This window comes from Methylobacterium sp. Leaf87 (assembly GCF_001422775.1).
GTDB lineage: Bacteria > Pseudomonadota > Alphaproteobacteria > Rhizobiales > Beijerinckiaceae > Methylobacterium.
In genome coordinates, this window is record NZ_LMMI01000060.1 from 77,311 (window position 1) to 96,581 (window position 19,271).

General features: G+C 70.3%; 14 protein-coding genes. 11 read left to right on the forward strand and 3 right to left on the reverse strand.

What is annotated here, in order from left to right; translation table 11 throughout:
• Positions 1–7: 7 nt before the first annotated feature.
• The 4 genes from ASF22_RS21250 (at position 8) to ASF22_RS21265 (ending at position 2,564) form a co-directional block, all read left to right on the forward strand.
• Entirely contained in the window at positions 8–595 is a 588-nt protein-coding gene (locus ASF22_RS21250; protein ID WP_056268064.1) for a rhodanese-like domain-containing protein, read from the forward strand.
• A 96-nt stretch (positions 596–691) separates the two neighbouring features.
• The gene (locus ASF22_RS21255) at positions 692–877 is read left to right on the forward strand and encodes a hypothetical protein (protein WP_056176674.1); all 186 of its coding nucleotides are present in this window, start codon (positions 692–694) and stop codon (positions 875–877) included.
• A 405-nt stretch (positions 878–1,282) separates the two neighbouring features.
• Positions 1,283–2,107 (forward strand): 3-methyl-2-oxobutanoate hydroxymethyltransferase, encoded by an 825-nt coding sequence (gene panB, locus ASF22_RS21260; protein ID WP_056268067.1) that lies wholly within the window; start codon positions 1,283–1,285, stop codon positions 2,105–2,107.
• Between the two features lie 157 nt (positions 2,108–2,264).
• On the forward strand, positions 2,265–2,564 hold the full coding sequence (locus ASF22_RS21265; RefSeq protein ID WP_056176681.1) for a hypothetical protein: 300 nt from the start codon (positions 2,265–2,267) through the stop codon (positions 2,562–2,564).
• A gap of 194 nt (positions 2,565–2,758) precedes the next feature.
• Here ASF22_RS21265 and ASF22_RS21270 read toward each other — a convergent pair whose 3' ends face one another.
• The gene (locus tag ASF22_RS21270; protein WP_056268069.1) at positions 2,759–4,975 is read right to left on the reverse strand and encodes a TonB-dependent siderophore receptor; all 2,217 of its coding nucleotides are present in this window, start codon (positions 4,973–4,975) and stop codon (positions 2,759–2,761) included.
• Between the two features lie 223 nt (positions 4,976–5,198).
• Positions 5,199–8,483: a DEAD/DEAH box helicase gene (locus ASF22_RS21275; RefSeq protein ID WP_056268071.1), complete on the reverse strand. Its 3,285-nt coding sequence runs from the start codon at positions 8,481–8,483 to the stop codon at positions 5,199–5,201.
• Between the two features lie 211 nt (positions 8,484–8,694).
• On the opposite strand from ASF22_RS21275, the gene ASF22_RS21280 reads away from it, so the two are divergent.
• Together ASF22_RS21280 and ASF22_RS21285 are read left to right on the forward strand one after the other, a co-directional pair.
• Complete coding sequence (locus ASF22_RS21280; protein ID WP_056268261.1) at positions 8,695–10,326, forward strand: alpha-D-glucose phosphate-specific phosphoglucomutase; 1,632 nt, start codon at positions 8,695–8,697, stop codon at positions 10,324–10,326.
• Positions 10,327–10,427: 101 nt separating this feature from the next.
• Complete coding sequence (locus ASF22_RS21285) at positions 10,428–11,315, forward strand: DMT family transporter (RefSeq protein ID WP_056268074.1); 888 nt, start codon at positions 10,428–10,430, stop codon at positions 11,313–11,315.
• Here the strand turns inward: ASF22_RS21285 and ASF22_RS21290 are convergent.
• On the reverse strand, positions 11,306–11,566 hold the full coding sequence (locus ASF22_RS21290) for a hypothetical protein (RefSeq protein WP_056176693.1): 261 nt from the start codon (positions 11,564–11,566) through the stop codon (positions 11,306–11,308). The genes ASF22_RS21285 and ASF22_RS21290 overlap by 10 nt on opposite strands.
• A gap of 328 nt (positions 11,567–11,894) precedes the next feature.
• Between ASF22_RS21290 and ileS the strand changes: the two genes are divergently transcribed.
• The 5 genes from ileS to ASF22_RS21315 all read left to right on the forward strand — a co-directional run bounded on the left by ileS (position 11,895) and on the right by ASF22_RS21315 (position 19,263).
• Positions 11,895–14,870, forward strand: a complete 2,976-nt coding sequence (ileS, locus tag ASF22_RS21295; RefSeq protein WP_056268076.1) for an isoleucine--tRNA ligase — start codon at positions 11,895–11,897, stop codon at positions 14,868–14,870.
• A gap of 64 nt (positions 14,871–14,934) precedes the next feature.
• On the forward strand, positions 14,935–15,495 hold the full coding sequence (lspA, locus tag ASF22_RS21300) for a signal peptidase II (protein ID WP_082483930.1): 561 nt from the start codon (positions 14,935–14,937) through the stop codon (positions 15,493–15,495).
• 229 nt (positions 15,496–15,724) lie between these two features.
• A complete protein-coding gene (locus ASF22_RS21305) occupies positions 15,725–16,372 on the forward strand; it encodes a hypothetical protein (protein WP_056268079.1) in 648 nt (215 codons plus the stop codon).
• 127 nt (positions 16,373–16,499) lie between these two features.
• Positions 16,500–17,891: a pitrilysin family protein gene (locus tag ASF22_RS21310; protein ID WP_056268082.1), complete on the forward strand. Its 1,392-nt coding sequence runs from the start codon at positions 16,500–16,502 to the stop codon at positions 17,889–17,891.
• Between the two features lie 76 nt (positions 17,892–17,967).
• Positions 17,968–19,263 (forward strand): pitrilysin family protein, encoded by a 1,296-nt coding sequence (locus tag ASF22_RS21315; RefSeq protein WP_082483910.1) that lies wholly within the window; start codon positions 17,968–17,970, stop codon positions 19,261–19,263.
• The last annotated feature ends 8 nt before the right edge of the window (positions 19,264–19,271 follow it).

Below are 19,271 nucleotides of genomic sequence, written 5' to 3' on the forward strand. Positions count from 1 at the left end.
GCCCGGCATGATGTTCCTTCCTCGCCTCGCCGCCGCTGCCTTCCTCGCCCTCGGGACCATGGCGGCGGCCCCGGCCGATTCGCCCGTCAACGTGCCCGAGCCCGAGGGCTTCCACACCGGGCCGCAGCAGGGCTACACGCCGCCGACCCTGAAGGGCGCGGTGGTGCTCGACATCGACGGCCTCGACCGGGTGGTGGCCGAGGCCAAGCCCGTGCTGATCGACGTGGCCCTGGCGGACCGGCGCCCCGACGGCATGGCCGCCGACAAGCCGTGGCTCCCGGCCCATCGCAGCATCCCCGGCGCCGTATGGATGCCCAGCGCCGGGGCCGCCCCCCTCGACCCCGCGCACGAAGCCCTGTTCCTCGCCCGCGTCGCGGAGCTGACGGGGGGCGACAAGGCAAAGGCCATCGTCACCTTCTGCCGCCCCGATTGCTGGGGCAGCTGGAACGCCGGCAAGCGCCTCGTCCAGGCCGGCTACACCGGCGTGCACTGGTTCCCCACGGGGATCGAGGGCTGGCAGGAGACGCACGAGACGACCGTGGTGAAGGAGGACCCGGCCTGGGCGGCGCGGGGCCGCGGCGAGGCCCAGCGCTAGGGCCTCGGCCCGTTCGACGGCGGGGGATCGTTCAGGCCGCTCGTGCGATGCCGCCGGCTGGCGTATGCTGCGCGCCAGGCACACGGGAGACCGGATTTGTACAAGGTCAAGGCGAACGATCACCTCGGACGGAGCGCGACCTTCGCGTGCGGCACCGCCGATCAGGCCCTCGAGAAGACATGGGAACTGGCCCGGCGCGGCTTCAAGGACATCCTCGTCATCGATCCCAAGGGACAGGAATCGAGCGCCAGCGCCTTCGAGCGGACCATGGACCTCGATTGAGGGCCCACCGTCTTGAAGCGGTCCAGGGCTTCCGGACGTGGGTCATGGCTTCGAACGGACGGATTTCAAGCCGGGACCCTGTTCGCAGTTGACACCGGCCGGGTTGTGGCGGAAGAAAGGCGCGCACACGGCGCCCCAAGTCTAGGGAGGGAACGCCCACCGAAGAGTGCGGGACGGCGACGCCATCGCCCGTCACCGCAGCGGGTGAGGCTCAGTGTTGTCCAAGTAATTTACATCACAAAGACCTTTCAAACTCTGCGCTTCGTTCGCGCGGGAGCGCGCGTTTCGTGCCGCGCGGGTGTATGACTCGTTCCACCTGTGCCCGCTTCCTTCTGGCGGGTGCCCTGCACCCGCGAGGGGTGCCCTGCGCCCGCCCTGCGGGGGCCGTGAGCCCGGTGGAGTCCGATGTCCCAAGTTGTCCAGTCGCGCCGCATCCGTGCCGTCGATCTCGCCAAGCGCAAGGCGGCGGGCGTCAAGATCATCGCGCTCACGGCCTATCACGCCCACACCGCCGGCATCCTCGATCCGCATTGCGACTTCATCCTGGTCGGCGATTCCCTCGGCATGGTGATGCACGGGATGGAATCGACCCTGCCGGTGACCCTGGAGATGATGATCGTCCAGGCCCAAGCCGTGATCCGGGGGACGTCGCGCGCCCTCGTGGTGGTGGACATGCCGTTCGGCTCCTACGAGGCGAGCCGCGAGCAGGCCTTCCTCAACGCCGCCCGCGTGCTGAAGGAGACGGGCGCCGGCGCCATCAAGATGGAAGGCGGCGCCAAGTTCGCCGACACGGTGGCCTTCCTGGTCGAGCGCGGCGTGCCCGTCATGGGCCATATCGGCCTCACGCCCCAATCGGTGAACACCATGGGGGGCTTCAAGGTGCAGGGCCGCGAGGCCGACGGCGAGCAGCGCCTCCTGGCGGATGCCCGGGCCATCAGCGAGGCCGGCGCCTTCGCCATCGTTCTCGAAGGCATCGTCGAGCCCGTGGCCCGCGCCATCGCCACGGCGCCCGGCATCACGGCGGCCACCATCGGCATCGGCGCCAGCACGGCCTGCGACGGTCAGATCCTGGTGCTGGAGGACATGCTGGGCCTGAGCGACCGCGTCCCGAAATTCGTCAAGCAGTTCGGCTCCCTGCGCGCCCAGATCGAGGGCGCCGTGGCGGCCTATGCCGAGGAGGTCCGCGCCGGGCGCTTCCCCGCCGACGAGCACACCTACCCGCCAGCGTGACTCTACCCGCTTGCATGCCTCCGCCCGCGTGTCCCCGTTGCGACACCGCACGGGATCACCCCCGGGCGGACGCCGCGCGCTTACCATTCATCAACCGTTCGGTGTCCAGATTTCACCCTGACGCCCGATGCTTGAGAATCACGAAGGACACGACGTCATGAAGCGGACCCTCCTCGGCGTGGCCATGGCCGGCACGCTCCTCGTCACGATGACGCCCGGGGCGCAGGCCCGTGACGGCATCGGCCCCGGCGGCGCCGCGGCCCTCGGCGTGCTCGGCGGTCTCGCCATCGGGGGCGCCATCGCCTCCTCGCAGAACAACGGCTACTACCCCGGCCGCCCGGTCTACCGCGAGCCGCGCCCGGTCTATGTCGAGGAAGAGGTCTGCCACACGGAACGCCGTGGCTACATCGACGCCTACGGCGACGAGCACATCCGCCGCGTCCGCGTCTGCGAATGATTTTTGCGGGGCGGCGGGACCGGGGGTGAGCCCGGTCCACGCCCCGAACGGCTCATGCGACAGCCGCGAAAGCGGGCTCCGGCGTTCCCATCGGGGAAATCCGGCGCCCGCCTTCGCGGCTGTCGTCGTTTGGCGCCCTGTCTCAGGAAGACTGCGGAAGGGGCGAAGGCCCGTGCCTTCGCCCGCGGCCCCCTCTACCAGCGGTAGCCGAGGCTGGCGACGACCCGGCGCTGGGTGCCGTAGAAGCACGAATTCGCGTTCGAGCACGAGGCGACGAAGCGTTTGTCGCCCGCGTTCTGGATGTTGACCGCCGCGCGCCAGCCGTCGCGCTCGTAATGAACGGCCGCGTCGAAGGTGACGTATTCGGGCACCGTGAGATTGTTGGCGACGTCAGCGTAGGAGCGGCCGACGTAGTTCACGCCGCCACCGAATCCGAAGCCCTTCCAGTCGCCGACGGGGATCGTGTAGTCGGCCCAGAGCGAGGCGAAGGTCTCGGGGATGCCCACCGGCACCCGGCCGACGCCTTCGCCCGTGCCCTCGATCGTGCGCAGGCCGTAGACGGTATAGGACGCGATGAGGTTGAGGCCCTCGGCGAGGCTGGTCGTGGCCGAGGCCTCGAAGCCCTGCGAGCGGACCTTGCCGAGCTGAACGTTCTGGAAGGCGAAGTTTGGGTCGGGCGTCAGCACGTTGGCGCGCACGAGGTCGAAGGCCGCCACCGTGAAGAAGGTGTTCCAGCCCACCGGCTGCCACTTGGCGCCGACCTCGATCTGCTCGCCCCTGTCGGCCTTGAACGGCCGGTTGGCCGCATCGACGCCCGGCGTCGGGTTGAACGAGGTGCCGTAAGTGACGTAGGGCGCCAGCCCGTTGTCGAAGTTGTAGATCAGTCCCAGGCGCCCGGTGAAGGCGCTCTCGTTCTGGGTCGTGGAATTGCCCGGCACGAGCTTGTCCTGGAGATCGCTGGTCACGAAGTCCTGGCGGCCGCCGATGAGGAACGTCAGCCGCTCCGTGAGCGCCACTTGATCCTGGGCGTAGAGGCCGACCTGCTGGAGTTGCTGGTCGATGACGCGGTAGGGCAGGGGCCGCGCGCTGGCCTGGAAGTAGCGCGGCGACAGGATGTTCAGGGAGGCGACCGGGAAGGTGGTCCCCTGATTGTCCGACAGGCTGTAGCGCTTGTAGTCGACGCCCATCAGCACGGTGTGGCCGAAAGTTCCATCGTTGAACCGGGCCTCGGCCTGGTTGTCGACGGTGAACAGCCCGGCGCGCGGCGTGGTGAGGAAGCCGTAGCGGGCGAGTTCGGTCTGGGCGGTGTCGGCGTAGCCGTTGCCGACGTAGCGCTGGTCGCGCACCTCCGTGAACGAGAACCGGAAGTTCTGGCGCACGGTCCACACGTCGTCGACGTGGTGCTCGAACTCGTAGCCGAGATTGGCCTGGTTGCGGGTGTATCCGTCGATCAGGGGATCGCTGGCGTTGAGCTTGCGGTTGATGCGCAGGCCGGACGCATTGGGGCGCACCGTGCCGGAATACGGCAGGAACTGGCCTGCGCCGCCGGTCTCGTCGCGCTGGAAGCTCGTCAGCACCGTGAAGGTGGTGGCCCCGTCCGGCTTATAAGTGAAGCTCGGCGCGATGTAGTAGCGATCCTCGGGCGCGAACCGGACCTGGGCGTCGCTGTTCTGCAGCTTGCCCGTCAGGCGGTAGAACCAGTGGCCGGAACTGTCGGCCGGGCCGCCGACGTCGAAGGCGGCGTAGCGCTGGTTGAACGAGCCGCCGCCGAGTTCGACGTAGCGGAACGGCTCCGCCGTGGGACGCTTCGACACGATGTTGACGAGGCCACCCACCGGCGAGCCGCCGAACAGGGTCGCGGCCGGACCGCGCAGGACTTCGATGCGCTCGGCGCCGAACGGATCGACGCGGTAATTCGCGAACGACGTCTGGAACAGCTGCAGCCCATCGCGGAACAGGCCCGTCTCCGTGGCCGAGAAGCCCCGGATGAGGAACCAGTCGAGGCGGGTGTCGGGACCGAACTGGTTGGCGTAGATGCCCGGCGTGTAGCGCACGGCCTCCGAGATCGTCTGCGAGCGCTGCGCCTCTATCTGCTGGGCGCCGATGACGCTGATGGATTGCGGCGTGCGGATGAGGGGCGTGTCGGTCTTCGTCGCCGTGGCGCTTCGGCTGGCGACGTAGCCGGGCACGGGGCCCCGCGCGGTCTCGGGCTGGCTCCGCCCGGGCGCGCCGCCGCCACCGGGGCCGGCGCCGCTGCCCTCGACGCTCAGAGTCTCGAGGGTGACGGCGGTCTGTTGGGCCTCGGCCACGCCGGCGAGGGCGAGGAGCGAGACACCCGCGAGGGCGAGGCGGGCGATGGCGGAGGCCGCAGGGGCAAAGGCTATAAGGGCAGGTGTCACGAGGGCGGACATGGCGAACTCTCCGTCGCGCAGGCACGCGTCATCGCGTGCGCCTTAGGGCGCGCGGGAGGGCACAGCGTGTTGTTTAGAATTATGATAAACTGTTGTTTTTCAACGGCTTATCGAGCACCGCTAAGCCCCGGCCTGCCGCCATGCAAGACCTCCCCGATCGTCTTTCGACAACCGTGGCGGTGGGATCACAGGCAATCGCCCGGCTGACGCAACCGTTGGGTATTCAACCGCGCTGACGCGTCTCTCCAAGGCGTTCGAGGAAGCCGATGGCGAGGCGACCGCGCTCGGCTGCGCATTCGCTCCCGCGACGCAGCAGAACCCGGCGATCCTTGCGCATCAAGTCATCGGCCACGGGCACGAGCAGGGCTGGGGCATCCGCATGGAGGTCGGCCGCCAGTCCCTGGGGGCCGCCGCTGAGCCGCGCGATCCCGAGGGCGCAGCAGCCGACCCGCAGCCGGGCGAGGGTGAAGAGATCGTCCACCGCCGCGGGCAGGGGGCCGAACCGGTCCTCGACCTCGCCGCGCAGGGCCTCCACCTCTTCGAGGGACCGCAGGCGCAGGAGCCGAGTGTAGAGGCTTAGGCGCAGCTCGGGTTCCGGCACGTAGTCGGCCGGCACGCTGCCGGTGAGTCCGAGGCGGATCTCGGGCGTCCAATCCTCGGCGGTTTCGCCTTTGGCGGCCCGCAGGGCGAGCTGGAGCAGATGCTGGTAGAGGCCGAGTCCGATGAGCTTCACGTGCCCGGCCTGGTTCTCGCCGACGAGGTCGCCGGCCCCGCGCAGATCGAGGTCTCGGGCGCTGATGGCGAAGCCCGCTCCCAGGCGGTCGAGGGCCTCCAGGGTGCGCAGGCGCTTCTCCGTCGCCGGGGTCAGGGGCTTCTCGGGCCGGCTCAGAAGGTAGGCCACCCCGCGCCGCTGCCCGCGCCCGACCCGGCCGCGGAGCTGATGGAGCTGGGCCAGCCCGAAGCGTTCGGCCTCCCACACCAGCATCGTGTTGGCGCGCGGAACGTCGAGGCCGCTCTCGATGATGCTGGTGGCGAGCAGCACGTCGCCTTCGCCGTCGGCGAAACGGACCATGACGTCGTCCATCTCGGCGGCCTTGAGGTCGCCGTGGGCGACCAGGGTCTCGAGTTCGGGCACCAGGGCAGCGAGACGCCTGGCCATGGGGGCGATGTCCTCGACGCGCGGGCACACGACGAAGCTCTGGCCGCCGCGCCGATGCTCGCGCATCAGCGCGGCCCGCACGGCGCCGTCGTCGAACGGCATGAGCACGGTGCGGATGGGCTGGCGCACGCTCGGCGGGGTCGCGATGACGCTCAGCGATTGCAGGCCGACGAGGGCCGATTGCAGGGTGCGGGGGATCGGGGTCGCCGTGAGGGTCATCACGTGGCCGTCGCCGGCCGCCTGGCGCAGGCTCTGCTTGAGCTTGGCCCCGAAGCGCTGCTCCTCGTCGATGACCATGAGGCCGAGATCGGCGAAGGCGACGCCCTTGGCGGCCAGACCCTGCGTGCCGACGACGAGGCGGATGGCGCCGGAGGCGAGCCCCGCCTTCACCCGCTTGGCCTCCGCCGGGGAGACGAGCCGCGACAGATGGGCGACCTCGATGCCGAAGCGAGCGAAGCGGCGCTGGAAGGTCTGGACGTGCTGGCGCACCAACACGGTGGTGGGGGCCACGACGGCGACCTGCTTGCCGGCAAACAGGGCGGCCGCCACGGCGCGCAACGCGACCTCGGTCTTGCCGAAACCGACATCGCCGCAAACGAGCCGATCCATGGGGCGGCCCGAGGCGAGGTCGGCGAGCGCGCCCTCGACGGCGCTGGCCTGGTCGGCCGTGAGATTAAAGCCGAAGCCGGCGGCGAAGCGCTCCATCTCGCGCTCGGGTGGGGCCAGCACCGGAGCCGTGACGGCGCTCCGCGCCTCGGCATCCTTCAGCATCTGGCGCGCGGCCTTGGCGAGGGTCGCCTCGGTTTCGAGGCGCCGGCGTCCCCACGAGCCGCCGTCGAGGCGGTCGAGGGTCACGGCGTCGGGCTCGGAGCCATAGCGCCAGATGCGGTCGGCCTGGCTCACCGGCACCATCAGGACGGTGTCGCCCGCGAATCGCAGGCGCAGGGCGTCCTCCGTGCCCTCGCCCGTGCCGACGGATTCCAGACCCTCGAACACGCACAGGCCATTGTCCCGGTCGACGGCGACGTCGCCCACCCGCAGATCGACCTCGCCCATGGGGAGGATCGCGGCCTGCCCGCCGCTCGCCGCGGCCGCCCGGCTGCCGAAGAGATCGGCCGCCGCGATCACCACGATGCCCTGGTCGGGTACGCGGAATCCCGCTTCGATGGGCGCGGCGAGGACGAGCAGGTCGCCGGCCGGCGCAGCGTCCACATCGGCCCAGCCCGCGACCTTGCGGGCCTTGCGGGACAGCGCCTTTTCGGCGGCGCGCACGAGGCGGGGCAGGGCCTCCGTCGGTCCCGTGAGCAGCACGCGCTCCCCCGCCGCGACGTGGCCGCGCAACGCCTCTGCGAAGGCCGGGCCGGGCCGCGCCTTCGTGACGAAGGTCGGCAGGGCGATGGACTCGGCATCTGCCGCGGAGGCGGTCGCGACGGGGCGCGCACTCTGAAGGGCGGTCCATTCGTCGGGGGTGAGATAGAGGTCGTAGGGCAGGGGGGCCGCACGGCCCGCACCCTCGCGCCCTTCCGCGATCTGCTCGAAGAACGCGGCGGCGCGGTCCTGTGCTCCGGCCTCGATCACCAGGCGTGCGCCGGGCACGTAATCGAGGGGCGTGACGAGGTGCGGGTACAGGCGGGGCAGCCCATGCTCCTGGCCGGTGAACGGGCGCAGGGCCGTGCCGGTGTCGCGGGGCAGGACGATCTCGGTGGCCGGATCGATGACCAGGACCGCCGCATCCGCGAGCGACCGTTGCGACACGGGATCGTAGGAGCGGATGGCGGTGACGCGGGCGTCGTCGTGCTCGATCCGGCACGGGCGCTCGGCGGCGGCCGGAAACACGTCGACGGTGCGTCCCCGCACGGCCACCTCGCCGGGCTCGTCGACCCGGTCGTCGAGGATGTAGCCGAGGCGCTGGAGGTCCGTCGTCAAGGCTTGCGGATCGAGGCGGTCGCCGACGCGGATCTCCAGATGGGCGTCGGCCCAGGTCTCCGGCGGCGGCACCCGTTGGATCAGCGCCGGCGCGGTGGTGAGCACGATGTCGGGCAGGTTCGTCGCGTCGGTGAGCCAGCGCAGGACGCCCGTGCGGGCCCCCATGGTGCCGCGGGAGGGCGAGGCGCGGTCGAATGGCAGGCAATCCCATTCGGGGTAGATCGCGACGCTGCGCTCGGGCGCCAGCGCGCGCAGGATGTCGGCCAGCGCGCCTAGGCGATGGCGTTCCCGGGCGATGTGCACGAGGGGACGGGCATCGGCCTCGCGGTCGAGGAGCGATACCGCCAGGGCGCCCGTGGGGACGAGGGGGGCGACGTCGGAATCGTGGTGGGCGGGGGCCGTCTTGGTCCTGCGCTTAGCCATCGAGGATGCGTCCGCCCTGTTCTTTTTGCCTTGGGCTGGAGAAACGCGCCGGTCCGCGCCGGGCTCCCGATCGAATCGGGTTGTCCCCTGTTTGCCGCAGGCCGGGGACGGGCCCGCGCGATGGTGCCGCAGGCCCTTTGAACTCGGGAACGGTTCGGCTTTAAGCTCCTGTCCGATCCGGCCCCGCGGCCGGCGCAGAGAGATGAGCACGATGACGCCGAACACCGTGGCGACGACCCCGTTCCTCGACCAGAAGCCGGGCACCTCCGGCCTGCGCAAGAAGGTCGTGGTGTTCCGTCAGCCCCGCTACGTCGAGAACTTCGTCCAGGCGATCTTCGACGCCATCCCCGAGCGAGCCGGTGCCACCCTGGTGATCGGCGGCGACGGCCGCTTCTTCAATCGCGAGGTGGTGCAGACCGCCCTGAAGATGGCGGCGGCCAACGGCTTTAGCCGGGTGCTCGTGGGGCAGGGCGGCCTGCTCTCGACGCCCGCCGCCTCCTGCGTCATCCGGAAATACGGCGCCATCGGCGGCCTCGTCCTGTCGGCGAGCCACAATCCCGGCGGGCCGGACGGCGATTTCGGCATCAAGTTCAACACTACCAACGGCGGGCCGGCGCCGGAGGACGTCACGGCGGCGATCTTCGCCCGGACCCTCACGATCGACACGTACCGCATCGTCGAGGTGCCGGACCTCGACCTCGACGCCGTCGGCGAGGCCCGCATCGGCGACATGGTCGTGTCCATCCTCGATCCCGTGGCCGACTACGCCGAGCTCATGCGGACGCTGGTTGATTTCGATGCAATCCGCGCCCTGTTCGCCGGCGGCTTCCGCATGCGCTTCGACGCCATGAGCGCGGTGACGGGTCCCTACGCCCACGCCATCCTCGAAGGCGAACTCGGCGCGGCGCCCGGCACCGTGGTCAACGGCACGCCGCAGCCGGATTTCGGCGGGCATCATCCCGATCCGAACCCGGTGCATTGCCACGACCTCTACGACCTCATGCTCGGCCCCGATGCGCCGGATTTCGGCGCGGCCTCGGACGGCGACGGCGACCGCAACATGATCGTGGCGCAGGGCCTGTTCGTGACCCCGAGCGACAGCCTCGCGATCCTGGCCGCCCACGCCCACCGAGCGCCGGGCTACGCATCGGGCCTTGCCGGCGTCGCCCGCTCCATGCCGACGAGCCGGGCCGTGGACCGGGTGGCAGCGTCGCTCGGCATCCCCGCCTACGAGACGCCGACCGGCTGGAAGTTCTTTGGCACCCTGCTGGATGCCGGCCGCATCACCCTATGCGGCGAGGAAAGCGCCGGCACCGGCTCCGACCACGTGCGGGAGAAGGACGGGCTCTGGGCGGTGCTCCTGTGGCTCAACGTACTCGCCGCCACGGGCCGGCCGGCCCACGAACTCGTGCACGCGCACTGGGCCCGCTTCGGGCGGGACTACTACACCCGACACGATTATGAGGAGATCGACGCAGAGGCCGCCAAGACCCTGATGGAGGGTTTGCGGGGCAAGCTCAGTACCCTGCCGGGGCAAACGTTCGGTGACCTGACCGTCGCGACGGCGGACGACTTCCGCTACGTCGATCCCGTCGACGGCTCGGTAACGGCCCAGCAGGGCGTGCGCATCGGTTTCGCCGAGGACGCGCGCGTGGTCTACCGCCTGTCGGGCACCGGCACTGCGGGGGCGACCCTTCGGGTCTATGTCGAGCGATTCGAGGCAGTCCCCGACCGTCTCGACCGCCCCGTTGCCGAGGTGCTGGCCTCGGCGGTGGCCGCTGCCGAGGCCATCGCGGACATCGCCCGGCTCACCGGCCGGGACGCCCCCAGCGTCGTGACCTGATCGTGTCCTCGGGCATGGCATGCCAGCCGTGCCCGAAGGCCCCTATCCCGAGCCGATGGGTGGCGTACGGGAGGGCGCAGGCAGGGACGGGGCAGACGCGGGTGACGGATCAGGAAGCGGCGCGCCGGCGCGTCGGCATCGCGCTGATGTGCGGGACCCTGGCGTTCTTCGCCTGCCTCGACGCATCGGCGAAAAGCCTCGCCCGCCTCGGCGTCGATCCCCTGCTCACCACCTTCATGCGCTACGCCGTCAGCGTCGTGGCGATCTCCCTCGTCATCAACCCCGTGACCTCGCCGGGGGTGATGCGCACCAGCCGGCTCCGGCTGCAGATCCTGCGCTCGCTGCTGTTGTTCGGCTCCACCGCCCTGAATTTTCTGGCCCTGCGCCATCTGCAACTCGCCGAGACCCTGTCGATCCAGTTCGCCGCGCCCCTGACCGTGGCCCTGCTCGCCGGGCCGGTGCTGGGGGAATGGACCTCGCCCCGGCGCCTCGTCGCCATCGGCATCGGCTTTCTCGGCGTACTCGTCATCGTTCGGCCGGGTGTCGGGCCGGTGCAGCCGGCGGTGCTGCTGAGCCTCGGCAACATGCTGTGCTACGCCCTCTACATCCTCACCACCCGCAAGCTCGCCGCCCACGATTCGACGGCGACCACCATGGTGTATTCGGGGCTCGCCGGCCTCGCCCTGATGACGCCCCTGCTGCCGTGGATCTGGACCGCACCGGCGACGTGGCTCGCCTGGGCGCTCCTCGTCGGGGTCGGCCTGTTCGGCACCCTGGGGCACTGGCTCCTCGTGCTGGCCCATGCGCGGGCACCGGCCAACGTGCTGGCGCCCTTCATCTACACCCAGCTCCTGTGGTCGGTGATCCTCGGCTACCTCGTCTTCGGCGACGTGCCGAACCGATGGACGCTCGTTGGTGCGTCCATCGTCGTGGGCTCCGGGCTCTATCTGCTCATGCAGGACCGCCGCAGGACGCAGCCTCAGCGGTGATGGCGGTGGTGCCGGCGCGACTTCAGCCGCGTGCGGTAGGCGCGCCGGCCAGGATCGATGCCGAGTGCCCCGTTCACGGTGCCGACGGCGCCGCCGACCGCACCGCCTACGATGCCGCCCACGGGTCCGGCGACCCGGTCGCCCTCGGCCGCACCGCGGCGGACGCCGCCCGGAAGTCCCTGGGCCTCGGCGGCGCCGGAGACGGCAAAGGCGGACAGGACGAGGGTGGCGGCGAGCAGGGCTTGTCTCATGGCGGGTCTCTCCGTTGATGCGATCGCCTTTCGGCGGGTGTTGTCAACGGCCGAGCTTGGAAAAGGTCCCCGGCACGATCCCCCGCGAAAGCTCGCTGGTCTCGCGCACCCGGCGCTGCTAGAAGCCGGCGCATGTGCGCTGAGGCCGATCCGCGCGGCCCGGACTCCGTGCGAGTCCCCGGCCGCCTGCGAATTACAGGCCCGGCCTCCGTCTGAGGGCCGCCGCGGCGCGCGCCTCGGCGGAGGCCGGGAGGGCTATCGATCGCCCCTTCCGCCACCGGTCCCCACGGACCGCCCCCGCTTGAAGCGCCCAGACCGACAGAGACCCATGAGCGATCCCACAGAGTCCGCCGGCGCCCCCGTCCGCGACTATTCCAAGACCCTGTTCCTGCCGCAGACCGACTTTCCCATGCGGGCCGGCCTGCCCGTGCGCGAGCCCGTATTGCTGGAGCGCTGGGCGGCGACGGACCTCTACGGGCAGATCCGGGCCCAGGCCGCCGGCCGGCCGAAATTCGTGCTGCACGATGGCCCCCCCTACGCCAACGGCAACATCCACATCGGCACGGCCCTCAACAAGATCCTCAAGGATTGCATCGTCCGGGCGCAGGGCGCGCTCGGCTTCGACGCCAACTATGTGCCGGGCTGGGACTGCCACGGCCTGCCCATCGAGTGGAAGATCGAGGAAGCCTACCGCGCCAAGGGCCGGAACAAGGACGACGTGCCCGTCCTCGAGTTCCGCCAGGAATGCCGGGCGTTTGCCGGCCAATGGCTCGACACCCAGCGCGCCGAGTTCAAGCGCCTCGGCGTCACCGGCGACTGGGACCATCCCTACGCCACCATGACGTTCCCGGCCGAAGCCACCATCGCCCGCGAACTGATGACCTTCGCCACCACCGGCCAGCTCTATCGCGGCTCGAAGCCGGTGATGTGGTCCGTGGTCGAGAAGACGGCTTTGGCCGAGGCCGAGGTCGAGTACGAGGATGTGGTCAGCGACACCATTTTCGCGGCGTTCCGGCCCACCGCCGGGGCGGCGGAGGATCTCGCCTCGGCCCGCGTGGTGATCTGGACCACCACGCCCTGGACCATGCCGGGCAACCGCGCCGTGGCCTACTCGAAGCGCGTCGCCTACGGCCTCTACCGCGTCACCGCGGCGGCGGCCGAGAACTGGGCCAAGGTCGGCGATACCTATCTCCTGGCCGACACCCTCGCGGGTTCGGTGTTCGCCGCCGCGCGCGTCGAGAGCTTCGAACGCCTCCGCGACGTGACGCCGGCGGAGCTTGCCGGCCTCACCCTGGCGCATCCCCTCGCCGGCCATATCCCCGGCTACGAGTTCGCCGTCCCGCTCCTCGACGGCGATCATGTCACCGACGAGGCCGGCACCGGCTTCGTCCACACTGCGCCGGGCCATGGCCGCGAGGACTTCGAGGTCTGGATGGCCAATGGCCGGGCGCTCGCCGAGCGCGGCATCGACACCCGCATCCCCTACACCGTGGATGCCGACGGGTCCCTCACCGGGGACGCGCCCGGTTTCACGGGAAAACTCGTTCTTAACCACAAGGGCGAGAAGGGCGACGCCAACAAGGCGGTCATCGCGGCTCTGACGGAGGCCGGCACCCTGGTGGCGCGCGGCACCCTCAAGCACAGCTATCCGCATTCCTGGCGCTCGAAGAAGCCGGTCATCTTCCGCAACACGCCGCAATGGTTCATCGCCATGGACCGGCCGGTGGAGTCGCTGGGCAACCGCACCCTGCGCGAGACGGCCCTCCAGGCCATCGACGACACCCAGTGGGTGCCGCCACAAGGAAAGAACCGCATCAACGGCATGGTCGGCAACCGCCCCGATTGGGTGGTGTCGCGCCAGCGCGCCTGGGGCGTGCCCATCACGGTGTTCGTGAAGAAGGGCACCCATGAGGTCCTGCGCGACGAGCGCGTGAACGCCCGCATCGTCGCGGCCTTCGAGGCGGAAGGCGCGGATGCCTGGTTCACCGATGCGGACGGCGCCCGCTTCCTCGCGCCCGACCACGATCCGGCGAACTACGAAAAAGTCACGGACGTTCTCGACGTGTGGTTCGATTCCGGCTCGACCCACGCCTTCGTGCTCGACGATCCCGAACAGTTTCCGGGCTTGGCCGGCGTGGTGCGCAAGCGCGACGGCGGCGCCGACACGGTGATGTATCTCGAAGGCTCCGACCAGCATCGCGGCTGGTTCCAGTCCTCCCTGCTCGAATCCTCGGGCACGCGCGGCCGTGCGCCCTACGACATCGTTCTCACCCACGGGTTCGTCCTCGACCCCAAGGGGTTGAAAATGTCGAAGTCGAAGGGCAACGTCGTCGCGCCCCAGAACATCATCAAGGATTCCGGCGCCGACATCCTGCGCCTGTGGGTGGCGGCGTCCGACTATACGGACGATCTCCGCATCGGCCCCGAGATCATCAAGACCTTCGCCGAGACCTATCGCAAGCTGCGCAACTCGCTTCGCTGGATGCTCGGCTCCCTCGCGCATTTCGAGCCCGGCCCCGAGATCCCGCACGCCGAGCTGCCCGAACTCGAGCGTCTGATCCGGCACCGCCTGTCGGAACTCGACGGCGAGATCCGCGAGGCCTACGCGAGCTTCGACCTCAAGCGCGTCGTGGCCCTGCTCAACGGCTTCATGACCGGCGACCTCTCGGCGTTCTACTTCGACGTGCGGAAGGACGCGCTCTACTGCGACCCGATCTCGTCGCCCGTCCGGCGCGCCGCCCTGCAGGTCATCGACGAGACGCTCCGGCGCTGCACCATCTGGCTCAGCCCCGTCCTCGCCTTCACGGCGGAGGAGGCGTGGCTCGACCGGTATCCCTCGGAGACCGGCTCCGTGCATCTTCAGACCCTGCCGGAGACGCCGTCCGCGTGGCGCGACGAAGCCCTGGCCGCGCGCTGGCACAAGGTGCGCCGCGTGCGCCGGGTCGTCACCGGCGCCCTGGAGATCGAGCGCGCCGCCAAGCGCATCGGTGCGAGCCTGGAAGCCGCGCCGACGGTGTACGTGGCCGACGCGGACCTGCTGGCTGCCCTCGACGGGGTCGATTTTGCGCAGGTGTGCATCACCTCCGACATCCGCATCGCGTCGGGCGAGGGCTCGTCCGACGCCTTCCGCCTCGACGACGTGCGCGGCGTCGCGGTGGTCCCGGCCCCGGCGGAGGGACGCAAATGCGCCCGCTCCTGGCGGGTCGCCCCGGATGTCGGCACCGATGCGGCCTATCCCGACGTGACGCCCCGCGACGCCCAGGCCCTGCGCGAATGGGATGCCGCCCACGGCACCGCCGCGTGAGGCCACGACGATCATCGACCCTCACGTCCCCACAACGGGGGCGAACGCCGCGGCGGAGCCGACCATGACCCCGTTCCGCCTCGGCCTCCTCGGGCTCCTCGTCACCCTGGGCCTCGATCAGGCATCGAAGCTCTGGCTCTATCTCGGCACCGATCTGGTGCTGACGCAGCCCTGGCAGGTGGCGCCGTTCGCCGAGTTCCTCGTGGTGTGGAACCGGGGCGTGTCCTACGGGCTGTTCCAGCAGGACGGCGGAATCGGGCGCTGGCTCCTCGTCGCCGTCTCGGTCGTGGCGGCTGCGGGTCTCGCGGTGTGGATGTCCCGGACCCAGACCCGGCTGCTGGCCCTGTCCCTCGGCCTCGTCGCCGGGGGCGCCATCGGCAACGCCATCGACCGTGCCATGTACGGGGCGGTGTTCGACTTCGTGCACCTGCACTGGCGCACCTGGTCCTGGTATGTCTTCAACGTGGCCGACGCGGCCATCGTCGCGGGCGTCGTCGGCCTCGTCCTCGATAGCCTGCTGCCGGACCTGCGCGGCGAGGCCCCCAGCAACACCAAAGCCTCCGACAAGACCACGATCCCCAACGAGACCACGCCCCCCAACGGGACCACCACGCCGCATCCTTAAGGCCGACGTTCCACCACCCGGCAACATCTCCGACCGTGTGATGTGTAAACCACATCGGGGATCGTTGGGGGATGGTCGAGGGCCCGAGACTGGCGCCCTGCGGTCAAGGCGCCATACGATCGCCCGAAACCGGGATCAGGCGTTCGAGGCCGGATCAGGATCGCTCCTTGAACGCGACCATTCGAGCCCGGACACGGGGCGCGAAGACCGGGCAGGCATCGGGGGCGGCATGATCGGACAGCGCGGGTTCCTCTACTCCGTGACGGGCATCCTGGTAGGCTTCAGCGCGAGCGTCGGCGGCGCGCAGGCGCAGCAGGGCGTGTTCATGCGGGATGCGCTCAGCAACATCGGCCTGATCGAGCCCGAGAAGCCGGCCATCACCTATCGCGAGCGCGCACCCCTGGTGATGCCGCCGAAGCTCGACGGCAAGGCCCTGCCGCAGCCGCGCAAGGCGGAAGCCTCGCCGCAATGGCCCAAGGACCCAGAGATCGCCCAGCGCGAGCGTGAGCGCGTCGAGGCGCGCAAGCCCATCGTGCGCGGTGCGCAGGGGCGCACGGACGACAACAACATGACCCTGTCCATCGACGAGATGCGCGGTGGACGCCGCGCCGACGCGCAGGTGCGGACGGAGACGGGCCGGCCCGAGGGCGAGACCGCCGACCGCAACTCGTTCTGGTCGAACCCTTTCGGCCTGCGGTCCGACGCGGTGGCCGAGCCGTCCCTGGCGGAGCCGGACCGCGACGTGCTGACCGATCCGCCGACCGGCTACCGCAAGCCGCCCCGCAAGGTCGCCAAGACCAACGGCGACCCCGTCAACAATCCCTCGCGCGAGCGTGAGGAAGCCGATCCGGGTGCCTATATCCGTAGCCGGAACTGAATTTCGCGCCGGCCACTGGCCGGCCCATGGGACTGGCCCCGCCGTTGCGGCGGATGCCTGAGCCCCGTGTGACGCGCAACGAGACGGACGGTTCCGTGCGGACCGAACGCTGAAGGAAAGCTCTTCGATGCATCTGTTCCGCAAGGACGTGCCCCTCCTCGGCCCCACCCGCCGCCATGCCAGCGCGGGCCGGGCCGAAGCCGCCCCGTTCGGGCGCTCGGAGGCCGGCGGTCCCGATGTCGGCGCCTTCACCCTCGACAACGGCCTCGACGTGGTCGTGGTGCCCGATCACCGCGCCCCCGTGGTCACCCACATGGTGTGGTACCGCAACGGCTCGGCCGATGATCCGTTGGGCCAGTCCGGCATCGCCCACTTCCTCGAGCATCTGATGTTCAAGGGCACCGAGCAGCACCCCGTCGGCGCCTTCTCGAAGGCCGTGTCCGGCCTCGGCGGCCAAGAGAACGCCTTCACCAGCTACGACTACACCGCCTATTTCCAGCGCGTGGCCCGCGATCATCTCGAGACCATGATGGCGTTCGAGGCCGACCGGATGACCGGCCTCGTCCTCGACGACGCCGTAGTCGCGCCGGAGCGCGACGTGGTGTTGGAGGAGCGCCGCATGCGGGTCGAGACCGACCCCTCCGCCCAGCTCTCCGAGGCCATGGCCGCCTCCCTGTTCGTGCACCACCCCTACGGCACGCCGATCATCGGCTGGATGCACGAGATCGAGGACCTGAACCGCACCCACGCCCTCGACTATTACAAGCGCTTCTACACCCCCGAGAACGCCATCCTGGTGGTGGCCGGCGACGTGACGCCCGACGACGTCCGCCGCATGGCCGACAAGACCTATGGCCGCGTCACGCCCCAGGGTGCCCGGCCCGTGCGGGTGCGGGCCCGGGAGCCCGAGCCGAAGGCGCTCCGCCGTCTCGCCGTCGCCGATCCGAAGGTCGAGCAGCCGACCCTGCAGCGGCTCTACCTCACGCCTTCCTGCATCACCGCGAAGGACGGCGAGTGCCACGCCCTCGAACTGCTCGCCGAGGTGATGGGCGGCGGCTCGACGTCCTACCTCTACCGCAAGCTCGTCATGGAGCTCGGCGTCGCCGTGAATGCCGGCGCCTGGTACATGGGCTCGGCCATCGACGACACCCGCTTCTCCGTCTACGCCATCCCCGCCGAGGGGATCAGCCTGGAGAAGCTCGAGGAGGAGGTCGACCGCGTCCTGCGGCGCGCGCCGTCCGAGGCCCTCACCCCCGAGGCCATCGAGCGGGCCAAGACCCGCCTCGTGGCCGAGACGGTCTATTCGTCGGACAGCCAGTCGTCGCTCGCTCGCATCTACGGCTCGGCGCTCGCCATCGGCGAGACCATCGAGGAGGTGCGCCGCTGGCCGTCCGACATCGAGGGCGTGACCCAGGCCCGCCTCGCGGCGGTGGCCGAGCGCTACCTCGTCCCGCAGCGTTCCGTCACCGGCTATCTCACCAAGTCCCGCGATACCGAGTCCCGCGACGCCGACGCCTGAACAAGGCGTCCCGCCCGGATTTCAGGGCCGTGGCGCGACGCGCGCGCCGGGCCCGACCCAGCACAACGAGGTTTCCATGACCATGGCTCCCCAACTGGTCGACACCGCCATCCGCTCGGCCAACTCGCCGACGCAGGCCGTGCCCGTCGCCACCGCCGCCGGCATCGAGGCCTGGCACGTCGAATCCCAGGTGGTGCCGCTCATCGCCATCGCCTTCACCTTCGAGGGCGGCGCGGCCCAGGACCCGGAGGGCAAGGCCGGCGTCGCCCAGATGCTGGCCCGCCTCCTCGACGAGGGCGCCGGGGACCTCGTCTCCGATGCGTTCCAGGAGCGCCTCGCGGCGCGTGCCATCGAGCTGTCGTTCCATGCTGGGGCCGATGCGCTGGGCGGCTCCCTCAAGATGCTGGTCAAGCACGCCGACGAGGCCATCGACCTCCTGGCCCTGGCGCTGGCGAAGCCCCGCCTCGACCCCGACGCCATCGAGCGCGTGCGGGCCCAGACCCTCGCCGGCCTGCGCTACCAGCAGAACGACCCCGGCGTGATGGCCTCGCGCCGCTTCTTCGCCGAGGCTTATCGCGGCCATCCCTACGCCCGGCCGTCCTCCGGCACGGCCGAGAGCATCGCCGCCATTACCCGCGACGACCTCGTGGCCATGCACCGCAAGCTCGTCGGCCGCGGCGCCGTGAAGGTCGCGGCAGTGGGCGCCATCGACGCCGCGCGCCTCGCCGATGCCCTGGAGCGTGCCTTCGGCCGTCTCGATCTCGCCGAGCCCCTCACGGCGGTGCCGCAGACCGAGGTGCAGAACCTCGGCCAGCGCCACGTCGTCGATATCGACGTGCCGCAATCGGTCCTGCGCTTCGGCATGGGCGGCGTACCGTGGCGCGACCCCGACTTCATCCCGGCCTACGTGCTGAACCATATCCTCGGCGGCGGCTCCTTCACCTCCCGCCTGTTCCAGGAAGTGCGCGAGAAGCGCGGCCTCGCCTATTCGGTGGGCACCTCCCTCGTCAGCCACCGCGCTTCCGCCATGACCTGGGGCTACACCGCCACCAAGAACGAGCGCGTGGCCGAGGCCCTGTCGGTGATCGGCGACGAGATCGGCCGGCTCATCGCCGAGGGGCCGTCCGACGAGGAATTGCAGAAGGCCAAGGATTACCTCACCGGCTCATACGCGCTGGGCTTCGACACCTCGACGAAGATCGCCCACCAGCTCGCCCAGATCGCCTTCGAGGGCTTGGGCATGGACTATATCGCCCGCCGCAACGACCTCGTCGCCAACGTGACCCAGGCGGACATCCGCCGCGCCGGCGCACGCACCTTCGCCGACGGAAAGATGCTGGTCGTGGCCGCCGGCCGGCCTACAGACTTCTAGGATGGCGC